This window comes from Ruegeria sp. Alg231-54, from assembly GCF_900143525.1.
Taxonomy (GTDB): Bacteria; Pseudomonadota; Alphaproteobacteria; order Rhodobacterales; family Rhodobacteraceae; genus Ruegeria.
Window position 1 is genome coordinate 1 of sequence record NZ_FREZ01000024.1, and the last position, 15,163, is coordinate 15,163.

16 protein-coding genes are annotated in these 15,163 nt (G+C 57.8%); 1 reads left to right on the forward strand and 15 read right to left on the reverse strand.

Annotated elements, in window-relative coordinates:
* Positions 1-291: 291 nt before the first annotated feature.
* From DHN12_RS22960 to DHN12_RS23030, 15 genes are all read right to left on the reverse strand, one after another.
* The gene (locus tag DHN12_RS22960; RefSeq protein ID WP_108862269.1) at positions 292-2,472 is read right to left on the reverse strand and encodes a type IV secretory system conjugative DNA transfer family protein; all 2,181 of its coding nucleotides are present in this window, start codon (positions 2,470-2,472) and stop codon (positions 292-294) included.
* 99 nt (positions 2,473-2,571) lie between these two features.
* Positions 2,572-3,861 carry a TrbI/VirB10 family protein gene (locus DHN12_RS22965; RefSeq protein WP_108862270.1) on the reverse strand — a complete coding sequence of 430 codons (1,290 nt, stop codon included), beginning with the start codon at positions 3,859-3,861 and terminating at the stop codon, positions 2,572-2,574.
* Positions 3,861-4,685, reverse strand: a complete 825-nt coding sequence (locus tag DHN12_RS22970) for a TrbG/VirB9 family P-type conjugative transfer protein (protein ID WP_108862271.1) — start codon at positions 4,683-4,685, stop codon at positions 3,861-3,863. Before DHN12_RS22970 ends, DHN12_RS22965 begins: the two co-directional genes overlap by 1 nt.
* The gene (locus tag DHN12_RS22975; protein WP_108862272.1) at positions 4,685-5,422 is read right to left on the reverse strand and encodes a virB8 family protein; all 738 of its coding nucleotides are present in this window, start codon (positions 5,420-5,422) and stop codon (positions 4,685-4,687) included. The genes DHN12_RS22970 and DHN12_RS22975 overlap by 1 nt, the downstream gene beginning before the upstream one ends.
* A gap of 57 nt (positions 5,423-5,479) precedes the next feature.
* On the reverse strand, positions 5,480-6,559 hold the full coding sequence (locus DHN12_RS22980) for a type IV secretion system protein (RefSeq protein ID WP_108862273.1): 1,080 nt from the start codon (positions 6,557-6,559) through the stop codon (positions 5,480-5,482).
* Complete coding sequence (locus tag DHN12_RS22985) at positions 6,556-6,942, reverse strand: hypothetical protein (protein ID WP_108862274.1); 387 nt, start codon at positions 6,940-6,942, stop codon at positions 6,556-6,558. The genes DHN12_RS22980 and DHN12_RS22985 overlap by 4 nt, the downstream gene beginning before the upstream one ends.
* Positions 6,942-7,700, reverse strand: coding sequence for a type IV secretion system protein (locus DHN12_RS22990; RefSeq protein ID WP_108862275.1), 759 nt, complete (start codon positions 7,698-7,700; stop codon positions 6,942-6,944). The genes DHN12_RS22985 and DHN12_RS22990 overlap by 1 nt, the downstream gene beginning before the upstream one ends.
* Before the next feature lie 24 nt (positions 7,701-7,724).
* On the reverse strand, positions 7,725-7,904 hold the full coding sequence (locus DHN12_RS22995) for a hypothetical protein (RefSeq protein WP_108862276.1): 180 nt from the start codon (positions 7,902-7,904) through the stop codon (positions 7,725-7,727).
* Positions 7,901-10,342 (reverse strand): hypothetical protein, encoded by a 2,442-nt coding sequence (locus DHN12_RS23000; protein ID WP_108862277.1) that lies wholly within the window; start codon positions 10,340-10,342, stop codon positions 7,901-7,903. Before DHN12_RS23000 ends, DHN12_RS22995 begins: the two co-directional genes overlap by 4 nt.
* 6 nt (positions 10,343-10,348) lie before the next feature.
* Positions 10,349-10,639: a VirB3 family type IV secretion system protein gene (locus tag DHN12_RS23005; RefSeq protein ID WP_159090193.1), complete on the reverse strand. Its 291-nt coding sequence runs from the start codon at positions 10,637-10,639 to the stop codon at positions 10,349-10,351.
* Positions 10,639-10,941 (reverse strand): TrbC/VirB2 family protein, encoded by a 303-nt coding sequence (locus DHN12_RS23010; RefSeq protein WP_159090194.1) that lies wholly within the window; start codon positions 10,939-10,941, stop codon positions 10,639-10,641. Before DHN12_RS23010 ends, DHN12_RS23005 begins: the two co-directional genes overlap by 1 nt.
* A gap of 28 nt (positions 10,942-10,969) precedes the next feature.
* Entirely contained in the window at positions 10,970-11,653 is a 684-nt protein-coding gene (locus DHN12_RS23015; RefSeq protein ID WP_234416764.1) for a lytic transglycosylase domain-containing protein, read from the reverse strand.
* Entirely contained in the window at positions 11,643-12,941 is a 1,299-nt protein-coding gene (locus tag DHN12_RS23020) for a DUF1173 family protein (protein ID WP_108862280.1), read from the reverse strand. Before DHN12_RS23020 ends, DHN12_RS23015 begins: the two co-directional genes overlap by 11 nt.
* A gap of 358 nt (positions 12,942-13,299) precedes the next feature.
* Positions 13,300-13,707 (reverse strand): thermonuclease family protein, encoded by a 408-nt coding sequence (locus DHN12_RS23025; protein ID WP_108862281.1) that lies wholly within the window; start codon positions 13,705-13,707, stop codon positions 13,300-13,302.
* Between the two features lie 153 nt (positions 13,708-13,860).
* Complete coding sequence (locus DHN12_RS23030; RefSeq protein WP_108862282.1) at positions 13,861-14,211, reverse strand: hypothetical protein; 351 nt, start codon at positions 14,209-14,211, stop codon at positions 13,861-13,863.
* Positions 14,212-14,367: 156 nt separating this feature from the next.
* Here DHN12_RS23030 and DHN12_RS23035 point away from each other — a divergent pair, with 156 nt between their 5' ends.
* Positions 14,368-15,087: a hypothetical protein gene (locus DHN12_RS23035; RefSeq protein ID WP_159090196.1), complete on the forward strand. Its 720-nt coding sequence runs from the start codon at positions 14,368-14,370 to the stop codon at positions 15,085-15,087.
* The last annotated feature ends 76 nt before the right edge of the window (positions 15,088-15,163 follow it).

Below are 15,163 nucleotides of genomic sequence, written 5' to 3' on the forward strand. Positions count from 1 at the left end.
GTCGTGGCGATGTGCCAGACTGTCCGATACTGGATACCTTGTTTGAAGTATCCGAAACCGGATGAATTCACCGAAGCGGGCATTGAACGAACGACGGTTTAGTCCGCGTCTTTCGTGTCCAACCACCATGCAGCGAAAGCGCGGTTTGGATCAGGCCTTCGAAGCCAGCTGGGAAAGGCCGTTTCCGCGACTTGGACTGCGACGCAGCAAAAAACCCGCCGCACGTGCAAAGTGATGCTGCGCCAGCGAAGGCAAAAAACCCAAGGTCGGTTTTGTCCGCTTCTTGCCAGTTTATGCCCCACGCAGCGAATGGCCACTGATCTTCACGTTTTCGCCGCTGAACAGCGGCATCAACCTGTTGACCAGCTCGTCAGGTGAAAGCCGATGTGCCAGGTCAGCAAGTTCGGGCTCAGCGTCCGGGCCGATCAGTGCCAGGGTCAACAGGTTGCTGAGGTTGTGCGCAAAGCTGGGTGCTTTCACCGTTTCGATTGCTTGCGTTAGCTGGCGGTCCTCGGCTGTTTCCTCGTTATCGGCAGTCTCGCGCGGATCTTCGAAGTACCCGTAACCGACCACGCCTTGATCAAGATATCGGTCATACTCAGGCGGATCGTAAGAGCGTGGTCCAGTGACAGCCGCACGCTGCGACAAGGTTGGTTTGGCGACAGGCTCAGGCTCCGGTTCTTCGGCCTCAGCCGATTTCGACGAGCTGGCATCCTTCAGGAACTCATCATATCGGGTCACAACGCTATCCTTGACCACAGGCACATCCGGCCAGGGCTTGCCCTTTTGACTGTTATTTAGCGCTTTAAACCGATGGTCTTTGTAATAAGACACCCGATTTGTGCGGATCGGGAACATGCCCTTGCCGGTGACAATGACCTCTTCCTTGCCCAACCGGCCGATTTCTTCAGGTGTCAGCAGCGCCCGGCTTTTCTCTGACCAGCTTTCCGACCGCCCGGGCTCTTTCGACCAGTTGCGACCCGAGACGGATTTCTGCGTGACGGTCTTATTGCCGAGCGCCTTGGACAGCTTTTGCTTGGTTTCTTCGGAATTGGGCGTCAGCCACACGTGCAGATGCGAACTCTCGGTCAGGATTTCCTCACCAGCTGGCCCATAATGTTCACGCAGCGAGGCCGGCGATTGCACGATCAGGCACAAGCGGCCACCATAGCCGGGCAGGGTGGTTACAGCATCGAGGACGCCCTGCATTTTCCCCAGCGAATGAAACTCATCGATCAGAAACAGGACGGGCAGGTAATCCTCACCCGAGGCCATGAGACGACGACGCAGCGCATTGATGGCGCACTGGATGAACAGGCGCACCAAAGGCCGCGACACCTGCTTGTGCGCCTCCGGTATCGAGATGTAGCAGGTTTGAGGGTCCCACCGCATCGATTCAAAGTCGAAATCATTGGTCTTTGTCGCGCGCACGATCGCGGGGTTGCGCCAGGCATTCAAACCCCCGCCCATCAACACCGACAGGTAGATCCCCAGCTGCTTGTTGTCCTGACCCGCCATGCGCAGCATTGCGCCCTTTGACACCGGATCTGGCGCACGTGGCGCAAGGGCGGCAAACATGCCCTTGTAATCTGGTATCTCATCATTGCCTGCCACTTCCGGCGTCAACACCTGCAGCACGCGGCCAAGCGACGGTTCAGGTTCGTTGCAGACGATCGCCGCCGCGGCTTCAAAGATTTCCTGCGCATCTTCCATCAAGGACGCCTCAGCGCCGGTTGAACTTTTTGGTGCCAACAGCGCGGCGCTGATTTCCGAGATCCGCACAAGCCGGTCTTCCAGATCATCCATCGCCGCAATCTCAACCAGCGGGTTGAAACTGTGCGACCGGCCGACAAGCGAGCCGTCGGGGTTGTTCGGAAACTGGACATCGAACGGCGACAGAACCCGCACCTCGTCGCCTTTTTCCAATCGCCGTCGCGACGTGGTTTCAAAAAGCTCACCTTTGACGTCATAGACGATAAGCGAACCGGGATAGTCGAGCAGGGTGGGGACAACGATACCGACACCTTTACCGGACCTGGGCGGACCCGAGACAAGCACCGTGCCTTGATCATCAGTATGGGCGCGCAGATGTGGCGCCTTTTTCTCCGGTTTGCCCAGCTTGCCCAGCACCAGGCCCCAATCACTGATCAACCGTGCGGCGCGGATCTCTTTGGCTGTGGCCCAGCGTGCATCCCCATGCGCATCAGTCGCCGTCACACCAAACACCATTCCGCCGAAGAGATAGGCAAGGCCCGCGCCGGTCATCAGTCCAAGCGTGATGCCACCCCAAAGCACCAGGTCCCAATCCTTCTGGTGCAGGCTGTTGCGCTGGCTGAGCAAGAGCCAGGGCCGCCATGTTTCAATGTCGCCATTCACCCTCCAGGCTATCAGAAGCGCGGCCCAGAGCGGGATGCTGAGGACGCCAGCTGCAATCGTGTAGGGCAGGTGGGTCTTTGCCTGTATGGTGCTCATGGCATTCTCCTTCAGGACAAGAGTTTTAAGGGGTGGAAAGCTCGAAAACGCTGCGGGGCACAACGGTGTTGCGCCCCGCCTGGAATGATGCTCATGGCGTCACATATAGAGGTCTCGCGAGACGAACACGTTGATGTTCTCGCCCTGATCCACCCAGATTGTCGGCGGGATCGACAGGTATTCCTCAAAGGCATCCTGACCGGAATTCGCGAACCCATCGGTGCCGGTGGACAGATCGTTCTCGCTCAGAGTGCGATTGCCGAAGCTGGAAATCCCCGAGAAGATCGAGATGAAGAATGCCGCTTCAAACTTGAGGCCAAAGTGGTGCTGCACATTGCCTGTCAGACCGGCGCGGCCCAGACCATCCACACCACGCGACCCAATCATAATTGAGCGCTGATCCGTTGTGATCACCCGGTTCCAGGCCACCAGAACCCGGCGCTGACCAAGAGAGATATCCGACGAATATTCACCAATCAGCGTTGAGCCTTTGGGGATCAGGATCGTGGTTGCATCCGCCGACCACACGTCCCGGCTTATGGTGGCTTTCAGTTCACCGGGAAGATCGGACGATATTGCTGTATCCAGAACGCCCGGAATCATGGTGCCTTGTGTGATCAGACGATGCACATCCTGTAACTGGGTCGCCCGGGCTGTCTGGACGCTACGAGACGCGGCGGCATCGAGGAAATCGTTGCCCGTGCTGTTATTCGAGCCGTCACCAGCACCCGCTCCAGCAGCACTGCGCCCAAGGCTATTGGTCAAGGGCTGGGTCAACCGATCTTCTTCAGCCGCAACGGCATCCTGTACCGCATCGCCTTGCTGTGCCGGCTCAGACGCCTGGCCCGGTTCTGTAATCGGCCGGTTGGCCTGAATCCGAGCAATCAGTTCCCGTTGCCGGCGTTCATCGGCCAGTCGATCCTCTTCAAGCTTCTTCAGGAACGCCTCAAGGGCCTTTTCTTGCCGTTCGGTGCGTTTTTCCAGCGCTGCGAGGGCCGCTGCGTCCAGATCCGAGGCGGGCGCTTGCGAGGAGGTCTCTTCATCGGGTTCCACTGCTTGCGCAGCTGCAATCATTTCCCGCAATTCGGCCAGCTCAGCCTCCAGAATGGCAACGCGCGGGTCAGGCTCTTGTTCGACCTGGGGCAAGGGTTCCGTAGGCACTGCACCAAAAAGGGTGCCCCCTTGATTACGCTGATCCGGCGTCTCGTTGACTTCTGGAATGATGCTGCCGCGTCGGCTGGCATCATCCCCGCCACTGTTGATCCAGAAGAACAGGCCAACAAAGGCAATAAATGCACCGATGCCGAGGATCATGGGCAGGTTCAGACCGCGTTTTTCCTCCTCAGAGCCTTCGATGCGGTTCTCAAGCAGTTTGTTTTTCTCGGGCATCAGCGGTTCTCCCCACCTTGACGTGAATTGCGCTGTGACGTGGATGACGAAACCCTGCGAGGTTTATTCGGGTCGCGGTTCTGGTCGATTTCATAGAGAGGGATGTTGAACACGCAGACCACATATGGCCCGTCGCGCAGGACCAGGCGCGGATAAACACCCGTCACAACAATGGTGCCGTCTGCCAGATCCGTTGAGTTAACCAGACGTTCGCGCCCTTTCGCGTCCATGGCAAAGATAGCAGGCCGCACGCTTTGCTGTTTCAGGCGCAGATAGGTCTTGCGTCCGTCGTCAAACGCCACCTCCGGCCGCAGCAGTTTGTCACCACTTGCGCTGTATTGCAGATTGGCGGGCCGCCCGGTGGTGTTGAATGCGGTCTGGATGTTACCGGCCTGTCGCGGTTTGGAGCCCTTTTTTTGATCCGGATAGCTGAACCGATAGAGAAACCCGACATTATCAGGTGGACCGGCTTCATGCGCCTGAAGGAGAAACACATAGCTGCGCAGATTGGTTTGCAGAATGAGGTTGCTCGCCTGCGAAGTCGCATGTTTGGCCTTCAGGACAAAGCCGTTGCCAGCGGTCAACGGGATGAAGTCCCAGGTTTTGGGATCGCCCCGGACCTCATCGACCATCTGTTCACCGTCTTGGAGGTGAATGCTGAGAGCATAGCCCCGTGAAACATTGATCTTGTAAACCTCGTCAGGGTGATAAACGAGGGTCCGGACACGCGCGTCCGTGCGGGTTCCTCGCCCTTGTTGTTCAGCTGAGACAGAGGCCGCACCAAGCGCCACCATCACAGCCACAGTGCAAATTAAACGCAGCATTATCGCGCCTCCTCATCCAGTCGGTAATTGGCGACACAAAAGCCGGTTGGGTTGTTCCAACGTTCCTCAAGCGTCATGTTTCCGGTGCGGTCGAATTCGTACCCCATCGTCACCACGAAATTCCGCGTCGAGACCGGGGCGCCCTGTTGTTGGCGAGCGCTTTTCGTGATGCGCAGCGTGGCCGAGTTTCCGTTGTTCAGTGTGACCGACCGAATACGGACATCGACGCGGCCATAGCTGCCGTAGATGTTCATCGGGCTGTTGGGATTGTCTTCGTCATAAAGCGCGGCCAGATCCTCGGCGGCTCCGCCACAGGTCTGCCCATACACATCGGTCAGCCGTTCTCGTTGATCATGCGCGTCATAGGTTTCGCGGTCGCGGGCATACTGGAACAACAGCGCCTGGGTGACATACTCGTCGTCATCCAGAGTGAGATTGCCCAGACGCGACTCCACGTTGACCAGGCCGGTATGCTTATCGACAGTCATTGTGATGGGCACGACCTGTTTGAGCGGAGCGAGGCCCATGACGGCCGCAACGCCCATGACGCCGATCAGAGCGCCGACACCGGCCACGATATAGGCAATCCGCGCCCTGCGCCTCATGGACAGATACATCTCATCTTCCCAGCGATCATGACCTGCGTGAATGGTGGTCGTGTCCGGCAGGGGCGAGCCCTGATATTGCCCGCCAGGATTGAGCGGATCGGGTCTCAAATCTGCTGTCGCATGTTGCATCTGGTGACTCCTCGTCTGTTGCGGGGCCGGCCCGCCAATGATTCCAATGAGTTTTGATCAGCTTTTGCGCCGTCGTGCGTCTTCGGCCATGCGTTCGGCCCCGCGCCTTACGGAATCCTGAATGCGCTGGTTATTGGTCTCTGTTGCTGATGGCCGATCGGCCTCATTAGCCGCACTCGCGCGCTGATTGGAGACATCGCCCAGGTTGTTGCCGCCAGATCCACCACCTGTTAGCTGACCGCCCAGAAGCTTCATACCTGTTGCTCCTACGCCTTTGATCTGGGATTCACCAAGGTTCAACGCCGCGCCGCCGATCCGTTGTGCGATCATCGGGCAGATCAAAAGCAGTCCGGCCGTGATGCCGCTGATCCCAGCCAGCTTGAACATTTCTAGTGGAACATCTGTACCAGAGCGTACGCCATTTGAAACTGCTTGAGATACATCCCCGGTTGCTGCCAGCGATATCCCCATGACACCAAATAGGAGCACCTGGAACAAAACCAGCATGGTGATTCCACGCACCCAACCGTTAAAGATTTCCGCCGAACTGCGGAGATAGGCCCAAACTGCTAACACCGGGAAAATTGCCAATAATATCGCCAACAGGACCTTTGACGCGATCAGAAGAGCAAGTGCGATGATAATCATCGCCAATATCGCGCCAGCCGCTAGCAATGCAAACAGGAGCACACCGAGTGCATCGCCGGCGATGTAATCTGTTACACCATAAGATCCCAAGGCAGCGACGATGTTGTCGAATGATGTCTCCGCGACATCTGCAAAGGCAGTGGCCACACCACCGGCATTCCCGGTACCCCCGAATGAACTGATAATCGTGTTACCGACATTTACCGGGAATTGCGTAATGAAGGGGAAGATGTATTGAGTCCAAAGCGCTCCGCCCGAAATGGCCAGATAGAATAGCGTGAACCGAAACGCGAACATTATGAAGCCGTCGAGGGAAAAACTGCCCCTGAATCCGGCGGTTATGGCCCAGACCGCCAGTGCAGCTCCTGCGAGCAGAGTCAGGAATTCGGCGCTGGGGGTCGCAAGCGCCTGGAACACCTGCTGCGACCCACCGTTGATTAAATTGTCAAAGCTTTGATCAGTGCCAACCAGAAAATCTCTTATGCTCATGAGCCACCATCCCCTTTTCGGTATTTGACGGCACAAGCCTTCCAGGCTTTTTCAGAAGACCGTTCCTCAGCCGATGCACGCGCAGACTCTTCGAGGATTTCGTCGAAAGTCATGCCCATCAGATCGTCGTCAATTCCAACGTCTTCTTTGATGTAGAAATCCACCTCTGGCATGGGTTCGCCAGCCTCAAATGCAGCTTCGCATTTCTCTGCGAATGCGAAACGCCGCACAGCTGACTCGCGCCGCAGAGATACGCCCTGTGCCTTTGACAGCCGGGATTGTTCCCGTTTCTCATCTGCGGTCAAAGCAAAGGCGTGCTGGCCCGCCGCCAACGTGGTGGCGACTGTTGCTGCGATGAGAAGCGTGTTTGTGGGGAGGCGCATCAGTTTGATCCTTCAGGTCTGTACGCCTGACGCGCGACGATATCCTGACCGCGCAGGCGCTGGTTTACGATTGCGGCGTCCAGCTGGCCTTGTGCAGAGAGGGTTTGCAACAAAGTGGCGAGCATCATGCCATTCTCAATCGCTATGCGTGTGTTCAGATCAATGCTAGCTTTGAGATCATCGGTCGCGGAAATCTGCTCACGATAGCCGTCATAGCGCTCCATCGCTTCGCCAGCCCCGGCAAAGCCTTCTTCGGCAATCGCCAGCCCGGCCATGCTCGATCCGGAAACCAGATCATGTGACCTTGTGGCCGGATCTTCCGCTGAACGTCCCAACGCCTGCAGCCCGCTCAGCGGCTGGAAATCCACCCGTAACTCTTCCATGTGATTGCTCAAGCGGCGGTTCACCGAATTGCCGGTCATGGAGAGCGTAGACAGGGACGAGGACAGTTTGCGTGGGGTAATGTCGCCGTTGAACAGGTTGCCGATCGTGTCGCGGGTGCCCGTGATGGCATTGTGCGTTGCGCGCGCCTGGCGCAATTGCTCCTGAAGCTCTTGCAACTGCAGCAGGGCATTGTCCAGGATCTCGGTGTTTAGACCAACCATTTCTCCGCTGGAATTCAGCAGCGCGATCAGTTCTGCATGTTCTGTGACGCTATAGGTTGGCACACCCTGAGCGTGGGCTGTGTTGCCGTTCCCAACAAATCCGGCTAGTGCAAGTGCTACAACCGCGGCGGTGGATTTAAGAATGGTCCGCATTGTCTTGTCCTTTCGGGGGAGGGGTCAGATTTTGCCGATGCTGAGCGGCGGGGTGGTGGCAAGGCCGGTCTGAGGGACCGGCTCTGCATCAGCGATGTTGCAATTGGCCTTCAGTTCGCGGGGCGGATCGAGAGCATCACCGGTAATGGTGCAGGCTCCGAGAAGCGGCAGGCCAAGTACGACGAAAACAAGTTTGCGGATCATTGGGAGGTCTCCTGTGGGGCTTTAGGGGTCATGAAGGCGGCGAGCCAGCCATCCTCGCCATGCTCGGCGCGCAGCTGGTCCATCTCACCAACGCTGTCGCCTGTGGCGGACAACACCCGATAGAACTGTTCGGGAAGCTCAAGCCGCGTCGAGACAACGGCCGATCCGCCTCCGTCGTTGATCAGAGCAAGACGGGATTTCGGCGGCATCGTAGAGATGGCGCTGAACTCGGCTTCGGTGAGCCGGAACGCATCCACATAGGTCGCACGGTCGGCCTTGGGATTGGCAAAGAAGATGCGGTTTTCCGTCGACTGGATCAGCGTGTCCGAGATGGAGGATTTGGCCGCATCCGACGTTTCCTGAGTCATGAACACGAGAATGCCATCCAGCTTCCGGATGGTTTTGATCCAATCCTGGATACGGGGACCAAAGCGGGGATCGTCAAACAGTGCCCAGGCCTCATCCACCATGATGATCAACGGTTTGCCCTGCGCCAGCTTCCGCTCGATCCGGTAGAACAGATAGTCCAGCAAGGGCAGCCGGATATCTGAGGCTTTGAGCAGCGCCGTCATGTCAAAGGCGGTCACGGACTGATCGAGGCTGAAACTGTCTTGAGGATTATCAAACAGCCAGGCGCGATTGCCGGAGCCATACCATTTGCTAAGCGCATCGAGCAGCTGGACCGGCGCGTCCGCATCATCGACAGACCGCAGCGTGTCGGCAAAATCCGAGAATGTGCGCAGGGCCGCATCACCTTTGGCCAAGCGCCTGATACCTGTTGCGATCCGCCGTTCCTGTTCCGGCGTCAGTTTGTCCGCACCCGTCAGGCGTTGAATGAAGCCCTCAAGCCATTCGATACCAACCTCATCCGTGGCAACAGCAAACGGGTTGAAGCCCAGGTTCATACCGGATTTCAGATGAAGGTATGTGCCGCCAATGGCCCGAATGAACGTCTCGGACCCGCGATCCTTGTCAAAGGCAATAAGGTGCGGGTGTTCGGGCAGGCGGTAGCAGCAGGACATCAGGAAGTTCGCCAGCAGGGTTTTGCCCTCACCGGTCGCCCCAAAGATGGCCGTGGTTCCTGGCCCCTTGGATTTGTCAGAGCCTTCCCGGTGGAAAGAGAACCAATAGGGCGTACCGCCCAGCGTCCGGAACGCCGCCACAGGGCCGCCCCAGCGCAGTCTTTCCCGCGATCCGGTCGGCCAGGAATGCAGGTTGGCAAAGTCGGCAAAGTTCTGGTCGGACACGAAGCGCTTTTTGCTGCGGGTCTGATAGGCGAAGTTGCCGGGCAGCTGCGCCCACCAGGCCGCTTCCAACCCGATGTCTTCGCGCCGCGTGCGCAGATCCGCGCCAGTCAGACAGGAATTCACCCGCGTGGCCGCATCTTCCAACTCTTCGCGGGTGTTTCCCAACACAGCAACCGTGACGTGGTGCCGTCCAATGGACATGGCACGGGAGGCAACCGCGTCGCGCGCCTCATTCAGATCCTTTTGCAGCGATTCCGCTTCATCGCCCGCATCTGCCATCCCCCGCTTGGCGTCACGGATCTTTGTGCCGCCCGACACGCGCTCCAACGGTGCATAACATTGGGTGGCAATGAACTCGCAGCGCTCACCCAGCAGCTCATCGAACATGTAGTATCTCGAGCGTTCGGGATAAGCGTTGACCGCAAAGACAGCCGCAAAACGATCCTTGTCTCCGCCCGGTGAAAGGCTGTGAACATGGTCTTTGCGGAAGGTGATACGCCCGTTTGGAACGGCGTCGGCCAGATGGGTCCAGACCGACGGAGCCTTTTGCCAAATCCCGCTTTGCAGCATCGAGAGAAATGACAGCGTGCGGCTTCGATCAGCGGCTGATCCGGTGAGCCGGCGCGCGCCAAACACCGACAGATCCCGCATGGCCTGTTCTGCAACCACATGCAGGGCTTTGCGGTTCTTTTCGCGGGTGGCGCTTGTTGCCGGATCTGTTGTTGCTGAGCGCAGAGACCGCAACCCCGCATCCAGCAGCCGCTTGCCGCTGGTGTAAGGGCGGCGCACGATCGTCAGGAAGTGGCGCAGCTGATAGGTTTCGACCTGGTCCAGTTGGTCCCGATAGTGCTTGTCCAATTCTGCAGAGAAAGCGGGCTCGCTCACAGGCTCCAGCGTATCGGCCAATTGGATTTTGGTCCGGATAGTATGGCTATAGAACACTGTCCGGTTGTCTTCAAAACTGGAGGCCAGCCGAGCCAAGGTATCATTTGCGGCCCTGCTTGCCGCCCGGTCTGCGGTTTCGTGGATAAACCCCTTGAGTTCCAACACCGCCACCAGATCCCCGTTGCGGGTGGTGAATGTCCCATCTGACAGGAAGCGCACAAACGGGATATGCTTGGTAGCCGGCACCTCGCGCGCGGCGCGGCGCGCGGAGGGCATGGCTTTTTGAATCTCGGGGTGCATGTTCATATCGGGTCAGTCTCCGGAGTAGGAATTGCCGCCCCAGTAGGGCTTGTTTGCGGTGAACAGTTTGCAGTCGGCCATGGTGGCGACATGATCCGGCAGATACGGATCGACGCTCACAATCCAGCGGGCGGCGGCATAAGACGGGGCGATGGCGAGCAATCCCCAGAAGCCCAAAAAGCCCTGCGTCATGATGAAAGTCATCAGGGGAATGCTGATCGCCACGATGTGAAACGTCATAGGCATCCCGGCCCTCTCAGAAGGCCGGGTAATCGCCTGGAATATGCGGTTATCGTCGCTCATCAGGTTGCAAAGCCCTGAATGGCTTCGGCAATGCCAAACGCACCATAGAAGATGCCCAGCACGACGAGGATCACAAAGAAATGGCCCCATGTCACAGGAACGCGCGGGCTGGCGGCCGAGATACCGGCCAGCGCAATGGCGGCGCCACCGAGCAGAATACCATTGGCACCTGTCACAAAGGTGCGGATCTGGGTCAGGATGGACACCGGCGCATCAAACAGCGATTGCGCCATGGCCGGGCTGCTGAGTGCCACGAGGGCCAGCACTGTCAGCAATGTGACGCTTTGAGGGTTACGTTTCATTGAAAATAGTCTCCTTGGACTGGGGTGTTCAGACGTCGGGCGGAAGCCCGGCCCCTTCGAGAACGGTTGCGACGTAATGGGTGGTCTCCGAATAGGGTGGGACGCCCTCATAGCGTTCCACGGCTTTGGGCCCGGCGTTGTATGCGGCCAGCGCCAGCCGCCATGTGCCAAACTTCAGGAACATGGCTTTCAGATAGCGCGCGCCGCCATCGAGGTTCTGAACCGGGTCATGCGGATCGACGCCAAGCGCGGCGGCGGTTGGCGGCATCAGTTGCGCTAACCCGAGCGCACCTTTTGGGCTGACCGCATTGGTATTCCAGCGGCTTTCCTGATGCACCAACGCATGAAACAGCGACACCGGAACACCGTGGCGTTTGGCGGCACGTTCGGCCTCTGCTGCCCATTCGCCTTTGGCGCGCGGACTTGCATACTTTGAGACGACCTGTTCAGAATTGCCGCCATCCTCATACTTGAGGCAAACCATTGCACCTGCCCGGAATGCGGGTTCCAGGCAGGTGCGGGTGGGGGCGGTCGCGCAGAGCAAGCGCCCTCCACTCAACAGCGGGCCATCACGGCTCGCACAAATCGCGGCCTCGTCGTTCTGCGCATGGGCAGACGATGCAAAGACCAATCCGGAAAGGACCGATACAGCGGCGCTCAGGATCAGCGCTTTGCCGTTGCGGCCCGGTTTATGATTTTGCTCAATATTCATCGGGTAACCTTTCGATTGCTCCGTTCGGTATTGGGTTGTCCCAAGGCTCGCCCGCCCCCCCCTCCGGTGTGCGTGAGCGGCGCTTGGAGGGGGACGCGGCACGATGCGGGAACGGGCTCATCGGCCCATCGTCAAACCAGCTCCAGCTCGCATACCGGCCTTCTTCAGAGGCTTTGGTGAGCAGCGTCAGCGCCCCAGCATCGTCGGGGTTGTTTGCAACAAAGACGGCAATCGGATCTTTGGAATCCAGCAGCACAGCCGATGCGATCGGTGCGTCCACAGGCAGGTTGAACCGCAATTGCTTCTGAAACGCGCGGCTCCGTTCGGTCAGCGCATTCAGCACTTCCAGTTCGCGCAAGCCTTCAAACGGAATCCAGTTGTCCGTCACCAGCATCATTCCGATTTCATGGAGAACCGGGTAACCTGCCTTTGCGATGGAAAAGCTGGCGATCACGATGGCATGGCCGGACCCCATGGCTTCAAGGAGGAGCAGCTGGTCCCCGAACACACCCGCGAACTTCTTGGCCAAATCCGCGTCCGCAAAGAACGCGCAATCGGGGGCATGTTTGAAAATGAACCGTGCGCCATGCGCTGTGGGTTCCATGCCTTTGAATTCCGCGATCACGAGGCCGAACGGAGTGGCACCTAGCCCGGCTGGCCGCAGGTTGGCAAAGACCCGGTTCCATCTGGCCGCAATCTCGGCCTTATCGTCTAGTTTGAAGTATTCCGGGACGTAGAGAATGCGGGACAGGTCCTGGCCTTTGACGATTTTTCCTGCAGCGGCCCGGCACAGGGCGGAGTGGATCACGCCCCAGAACCGTTTGCCCTCCATCCTGGGATACCATTTCCCCAGATCGGCCTCATGCCAGAGGAAGTGAAGGACAGAGGTGATTGTCAGCTTGCGCGGCGCAACCTTTGCCTCACTCGCCTTCCCACCGGTCGTTTCCGGTGCGGTCCGAGATTTGCTGTTCTTCCGCAGTGGAAAGCCGAGTTTGAGCGTGGTTGTGCCGTCATCGGGGTCTTCGGTGATCGCCGACGCCTGAACATGCGCCAGCCCGGACAATTCTTCAGGGGGCAGGAAGGACGGGCAATCAACCGCGTGATCCGGCCCGGTTCCGGGCATCCGTTTGACGATGAATTTGCCAGCCGTTGCGGCGATATACATTTCCGGGGCAGGCATCCGGCACCGGCATTCAATTCGGGTGCCTGCGCTGTGTGCGGCGGTCAGAGCACGTTGTCCGCTTTCGCTATCGACCGAAAGGGGTTTGTTGTTCAAAAACAGTGTCATTTGGCACCTCCTTTCCGCCTGTCGGGATTAGGTCAGCAATACTTACATATTTAACATAACAGTCATTATGGGGCGCGTTTCCGACATGCATGAGCGCACGCCTGTCGGACCCCTGAACACCGCTCAGAAGTTGCGGTTGCGTTCCGAAGTCAGGCCATTGACTCCGGCGCATTTGCTGTCCTTGTTAGGAGCAGCATCGAGTGTTGCTGTATTTTTCATCGCTTACGGTTCTCTCTTGATGTTGAGGAATGCCCTGGTTCGCATTGGGGCGTTTCTGGTCCTGTCGATTGCGCCAACAACCGACAGGACCGTTCCTTGCTCGATTAGTTTCTTTCCTTTTCCTGCATTTTTTCTCCAATCAGATACACCATGACTGGCGTTCGCCGCCGTCATAGGGTCGCGCAAGACCTTCGGAAATCAGGATGGCCCCGACGTCCTGCCCGGCCACACGTCCGACCGCCAGAAAACGGTCGTGCTTGTCCAGTTCCGGTTTGAGGACCAACTTAATTTGACCGGCTGTGTCGATGAGGCCTGTGAGCCTGTCTTTCGCCTTCAGCCCCAAAGCCTTTTCCGCATCACATTGTGGACGGTAGGTCTCAGGCGTATCGAAGCCGACCAGGCGGTAGCGGTCATCGCCATGGTCGATGGTGTCGCCGTCAACAGCAACAATTTCTGAGGCGCGCAGAACCTTTGCCGACCGACCGAAGTGGTGGTTTGCGATCAGCACCCCGGCTATCATCGTGCAGGAAATAAGGAGCTTTTTCATCCGCCCTGTCCTCCTTCATGCGGAAGACGGACAGGATCGGAGGCATGTGGGCGATGGGCATCAAAAGGCTCGCCCCCTACCCCGTGCTGGGCCGGGCAGGCAGTGCCTGAGCAGTTTCTAAGGCGAGAGGCACGGTTCAGGCCTCGTCTAGAGTTAGGGCGGAGTGTCCATGGCCAGGACTGTTTCGAGTTGTTTGGGTGAAACTGACTCGATGGAGAAATCCGGCTTAAGGCACAGGAACCGACCATCACCGAACTCCTGGTGGTGATTGATGAGGCCGGGCCAAAGAACAAGCTCGCGTGGGACGGCACCTGTCCTTGAGATCCTCGATTTACAAAGCGCACCGACGTAATCTGGTGATGTGTAAATGCAGTGATATTTTGGCCGGTCATGGGACGCAAATCCGATGAATTCGTAGCGGCACGTAAAGGGAATTTTGTCTTCCAGAAAGCCCCGGACCATATCAATGGTTACCACGGTGTACTGTCTCTTATTGTCCGCCATGGCGATCCCCCTTGGACCGCCTTCTACACCCAAAATTTGTGATGGAAAACTTATGTTGTGTCAATCTATTAAATTGCGGTGATACATTAAAATGTGAAAAAACTGGCAAAGTGTTCTGACTCTGATAGTGTGCCGCAATATATGAAAGGAGACCTTATGAGACACAAGACACCCATGATCCGAAGCTTGTTTGCGGTTGGTACGCTCGCAGTCGCAAGCGTGCCCGCCACTGAGGTCAAAGCCTATCCCATTGACTGTGCAATCTTCTTATGTCTAGCCGGTGGATGGCCGACCGATCCCGACTGCAACGCGGCAAGGGCCGAGTTCATTCGTCGCATCACGCCCATGCCAGTTGAACCACCATTGCAACTTTGGCGATGTCCGATGGGCGTGGTCTTGGGCACTTCCAATCTCACGCCGATGCAACGCCTGGAAGCAATTAGGGAGGTCAGTGCCACGCCTTTCCCTGAGCTGCCCCAAGAAGAGCAAGAACCCTCGGTAATTGTTGAAGTATCATTTGCCTTAGAATCTTGGGCCAACCCGGGACCCGCCTCCCCTAGCCTACCCGCGCCAACACTTGCAAACGTTGATCTATCGTCTGCAGATTTTGATGTTATTCGCTCGATCCGTGTTTGGGATGTCCGTCACTACAGCTACAGGATCCGTGAACGCGAGGGCCCATGCACAACCCGCTTGGATATGTCCGTCGGGACCTACGACGAAAACGCCAATTTCCACTGGTCAGATCGCGCGCCAGGCCCCCGCCCTGATTGGCTGCCCCTGAACAAGGATAGGTGCCCGACCTATTTCCGTGGCGTTGGCGTCGAGTGGTCGGACATATTTGGGAACTACGATTACGAACTGGTCCGTTATTAGGCGACACAAGCTACGGCAGGATACCGCCACACCGCCGGCCAAGATCAACCCAAGAGTTAAAGGCCAGATGAGACGG

Bases quoted from the DNA above. Each gene is read 5' to 3' on its own strand.
- DHN12_RS22960 (WP_108862269.1), bottom strand. From the start codon at position 2,472: ATGAGCACCATACAGGCAAAGACCCACCTGCCCTACACGATTGCAGCT.
- DHN12_RS22965 (WP_108862270.1), bottom strand. From the start codon at position 3,861: ATGCCCGAGAAAAACAAACTGCTTGAGAACCGCATCGAAGGCTCTGAG.
- DHN12_RS22970 (WP_108862271.1), bottom strand. From the start codon at position 4,685: ATGCTGCGTTTAATTTGCACTGTGGCTGTGATGGTGGCGCTTGGTGCG.
- DHN12_RS22975 (WP_108862272.1), bottom strand. From the start codon at position 5,422: ATGCAACATGCGACAGCAGATTTGAGACCCGATCCGCTCAATCCTGGC.
- DHN12_RS22980 (WP_108862273.1), bottom strand. From the start codon at position 6,559: ATGAGCATAAGAGATTTTCTGGTTGGCACTGATCAAAGCTTTGACAAT.
- DHN12_RS22985 (WP_108862274.1), bottom strand. From the start codon at position 6,942: ATGCGCCTCCCCACAAACACGCTTCTCATCGCAGCAACAGTCGCCACC.
- DHN12_RS22990 (WP_108862275.1), bottom strand. From the start codon at position 7,700: ATGCGGACCATTCTTAAATCCACCGCCGCGGTTGTAGCACTTGCACTA.
- DHN12_RS22995 (WP_108862276.1), bottom strand. From the start codon at position 7,904: ATGATCCGCAAACTTGTTTTCGTCGTACTTGGCCTGCCGCTTCTCGGA.
- DHN12_RS23000 (WP_108862277.1), bottom strand. From the start codon at position 10,342: ATGAACATGCACCCCGAGATTCAAAAAGCCATGCCCTCCGCGCGCCGC.
- DHN12_RS23005 (WP_159090193.1), bottom strand. From the start codon at position 10,639: ATGAGCGACGATAACCGCATATTCCAGGCGATTACCCGGCCTTCTGAG.
- DHN12_RS23010 (WP_159090194.1), bottom strand. From the start codon at position 10,941: ATGAAACGTAACCCTCAAAGCGTCACATTGCTGACAGTGCTGGCCCTC.
- DHN12_RS23015 (WP_234416764.1), bottom strand. From the start codon at position 11,653: ATGAATATTGAGCAAAATCATAAACCGGGCCGCAACGGCAAAGCGCTG.
- DHN12_RS23020 (WP_108862280.1), bottom strand. From the start codon at position 12,941: ATGACACTGTTTTTGAACAACAAACCCCTTTCGGTCGATAGCGAAAGC.
- DHN12_RS23025 (WP_108862281.1), bottom strand. From the start codon at position 13,707: ATGAAAAAGCTCCTTATTTCCTGCACGATGATAGCCGGGGTGCTGATC.
- DHN12_RS23030 (WP_108862282.1), bottom strand. From the start codon at position 14,211: ATGGCGGACAATAAGAGACAGTACACCGTGGTAACCATTGATATGGTC.
- DHN12_RS23035 (WP_159090196.1), top strand. From the start codon at position 14,368: ATGAGACACAAGACACCCATGATCCGAAGCTTGTTTGCGGTTGGTACG.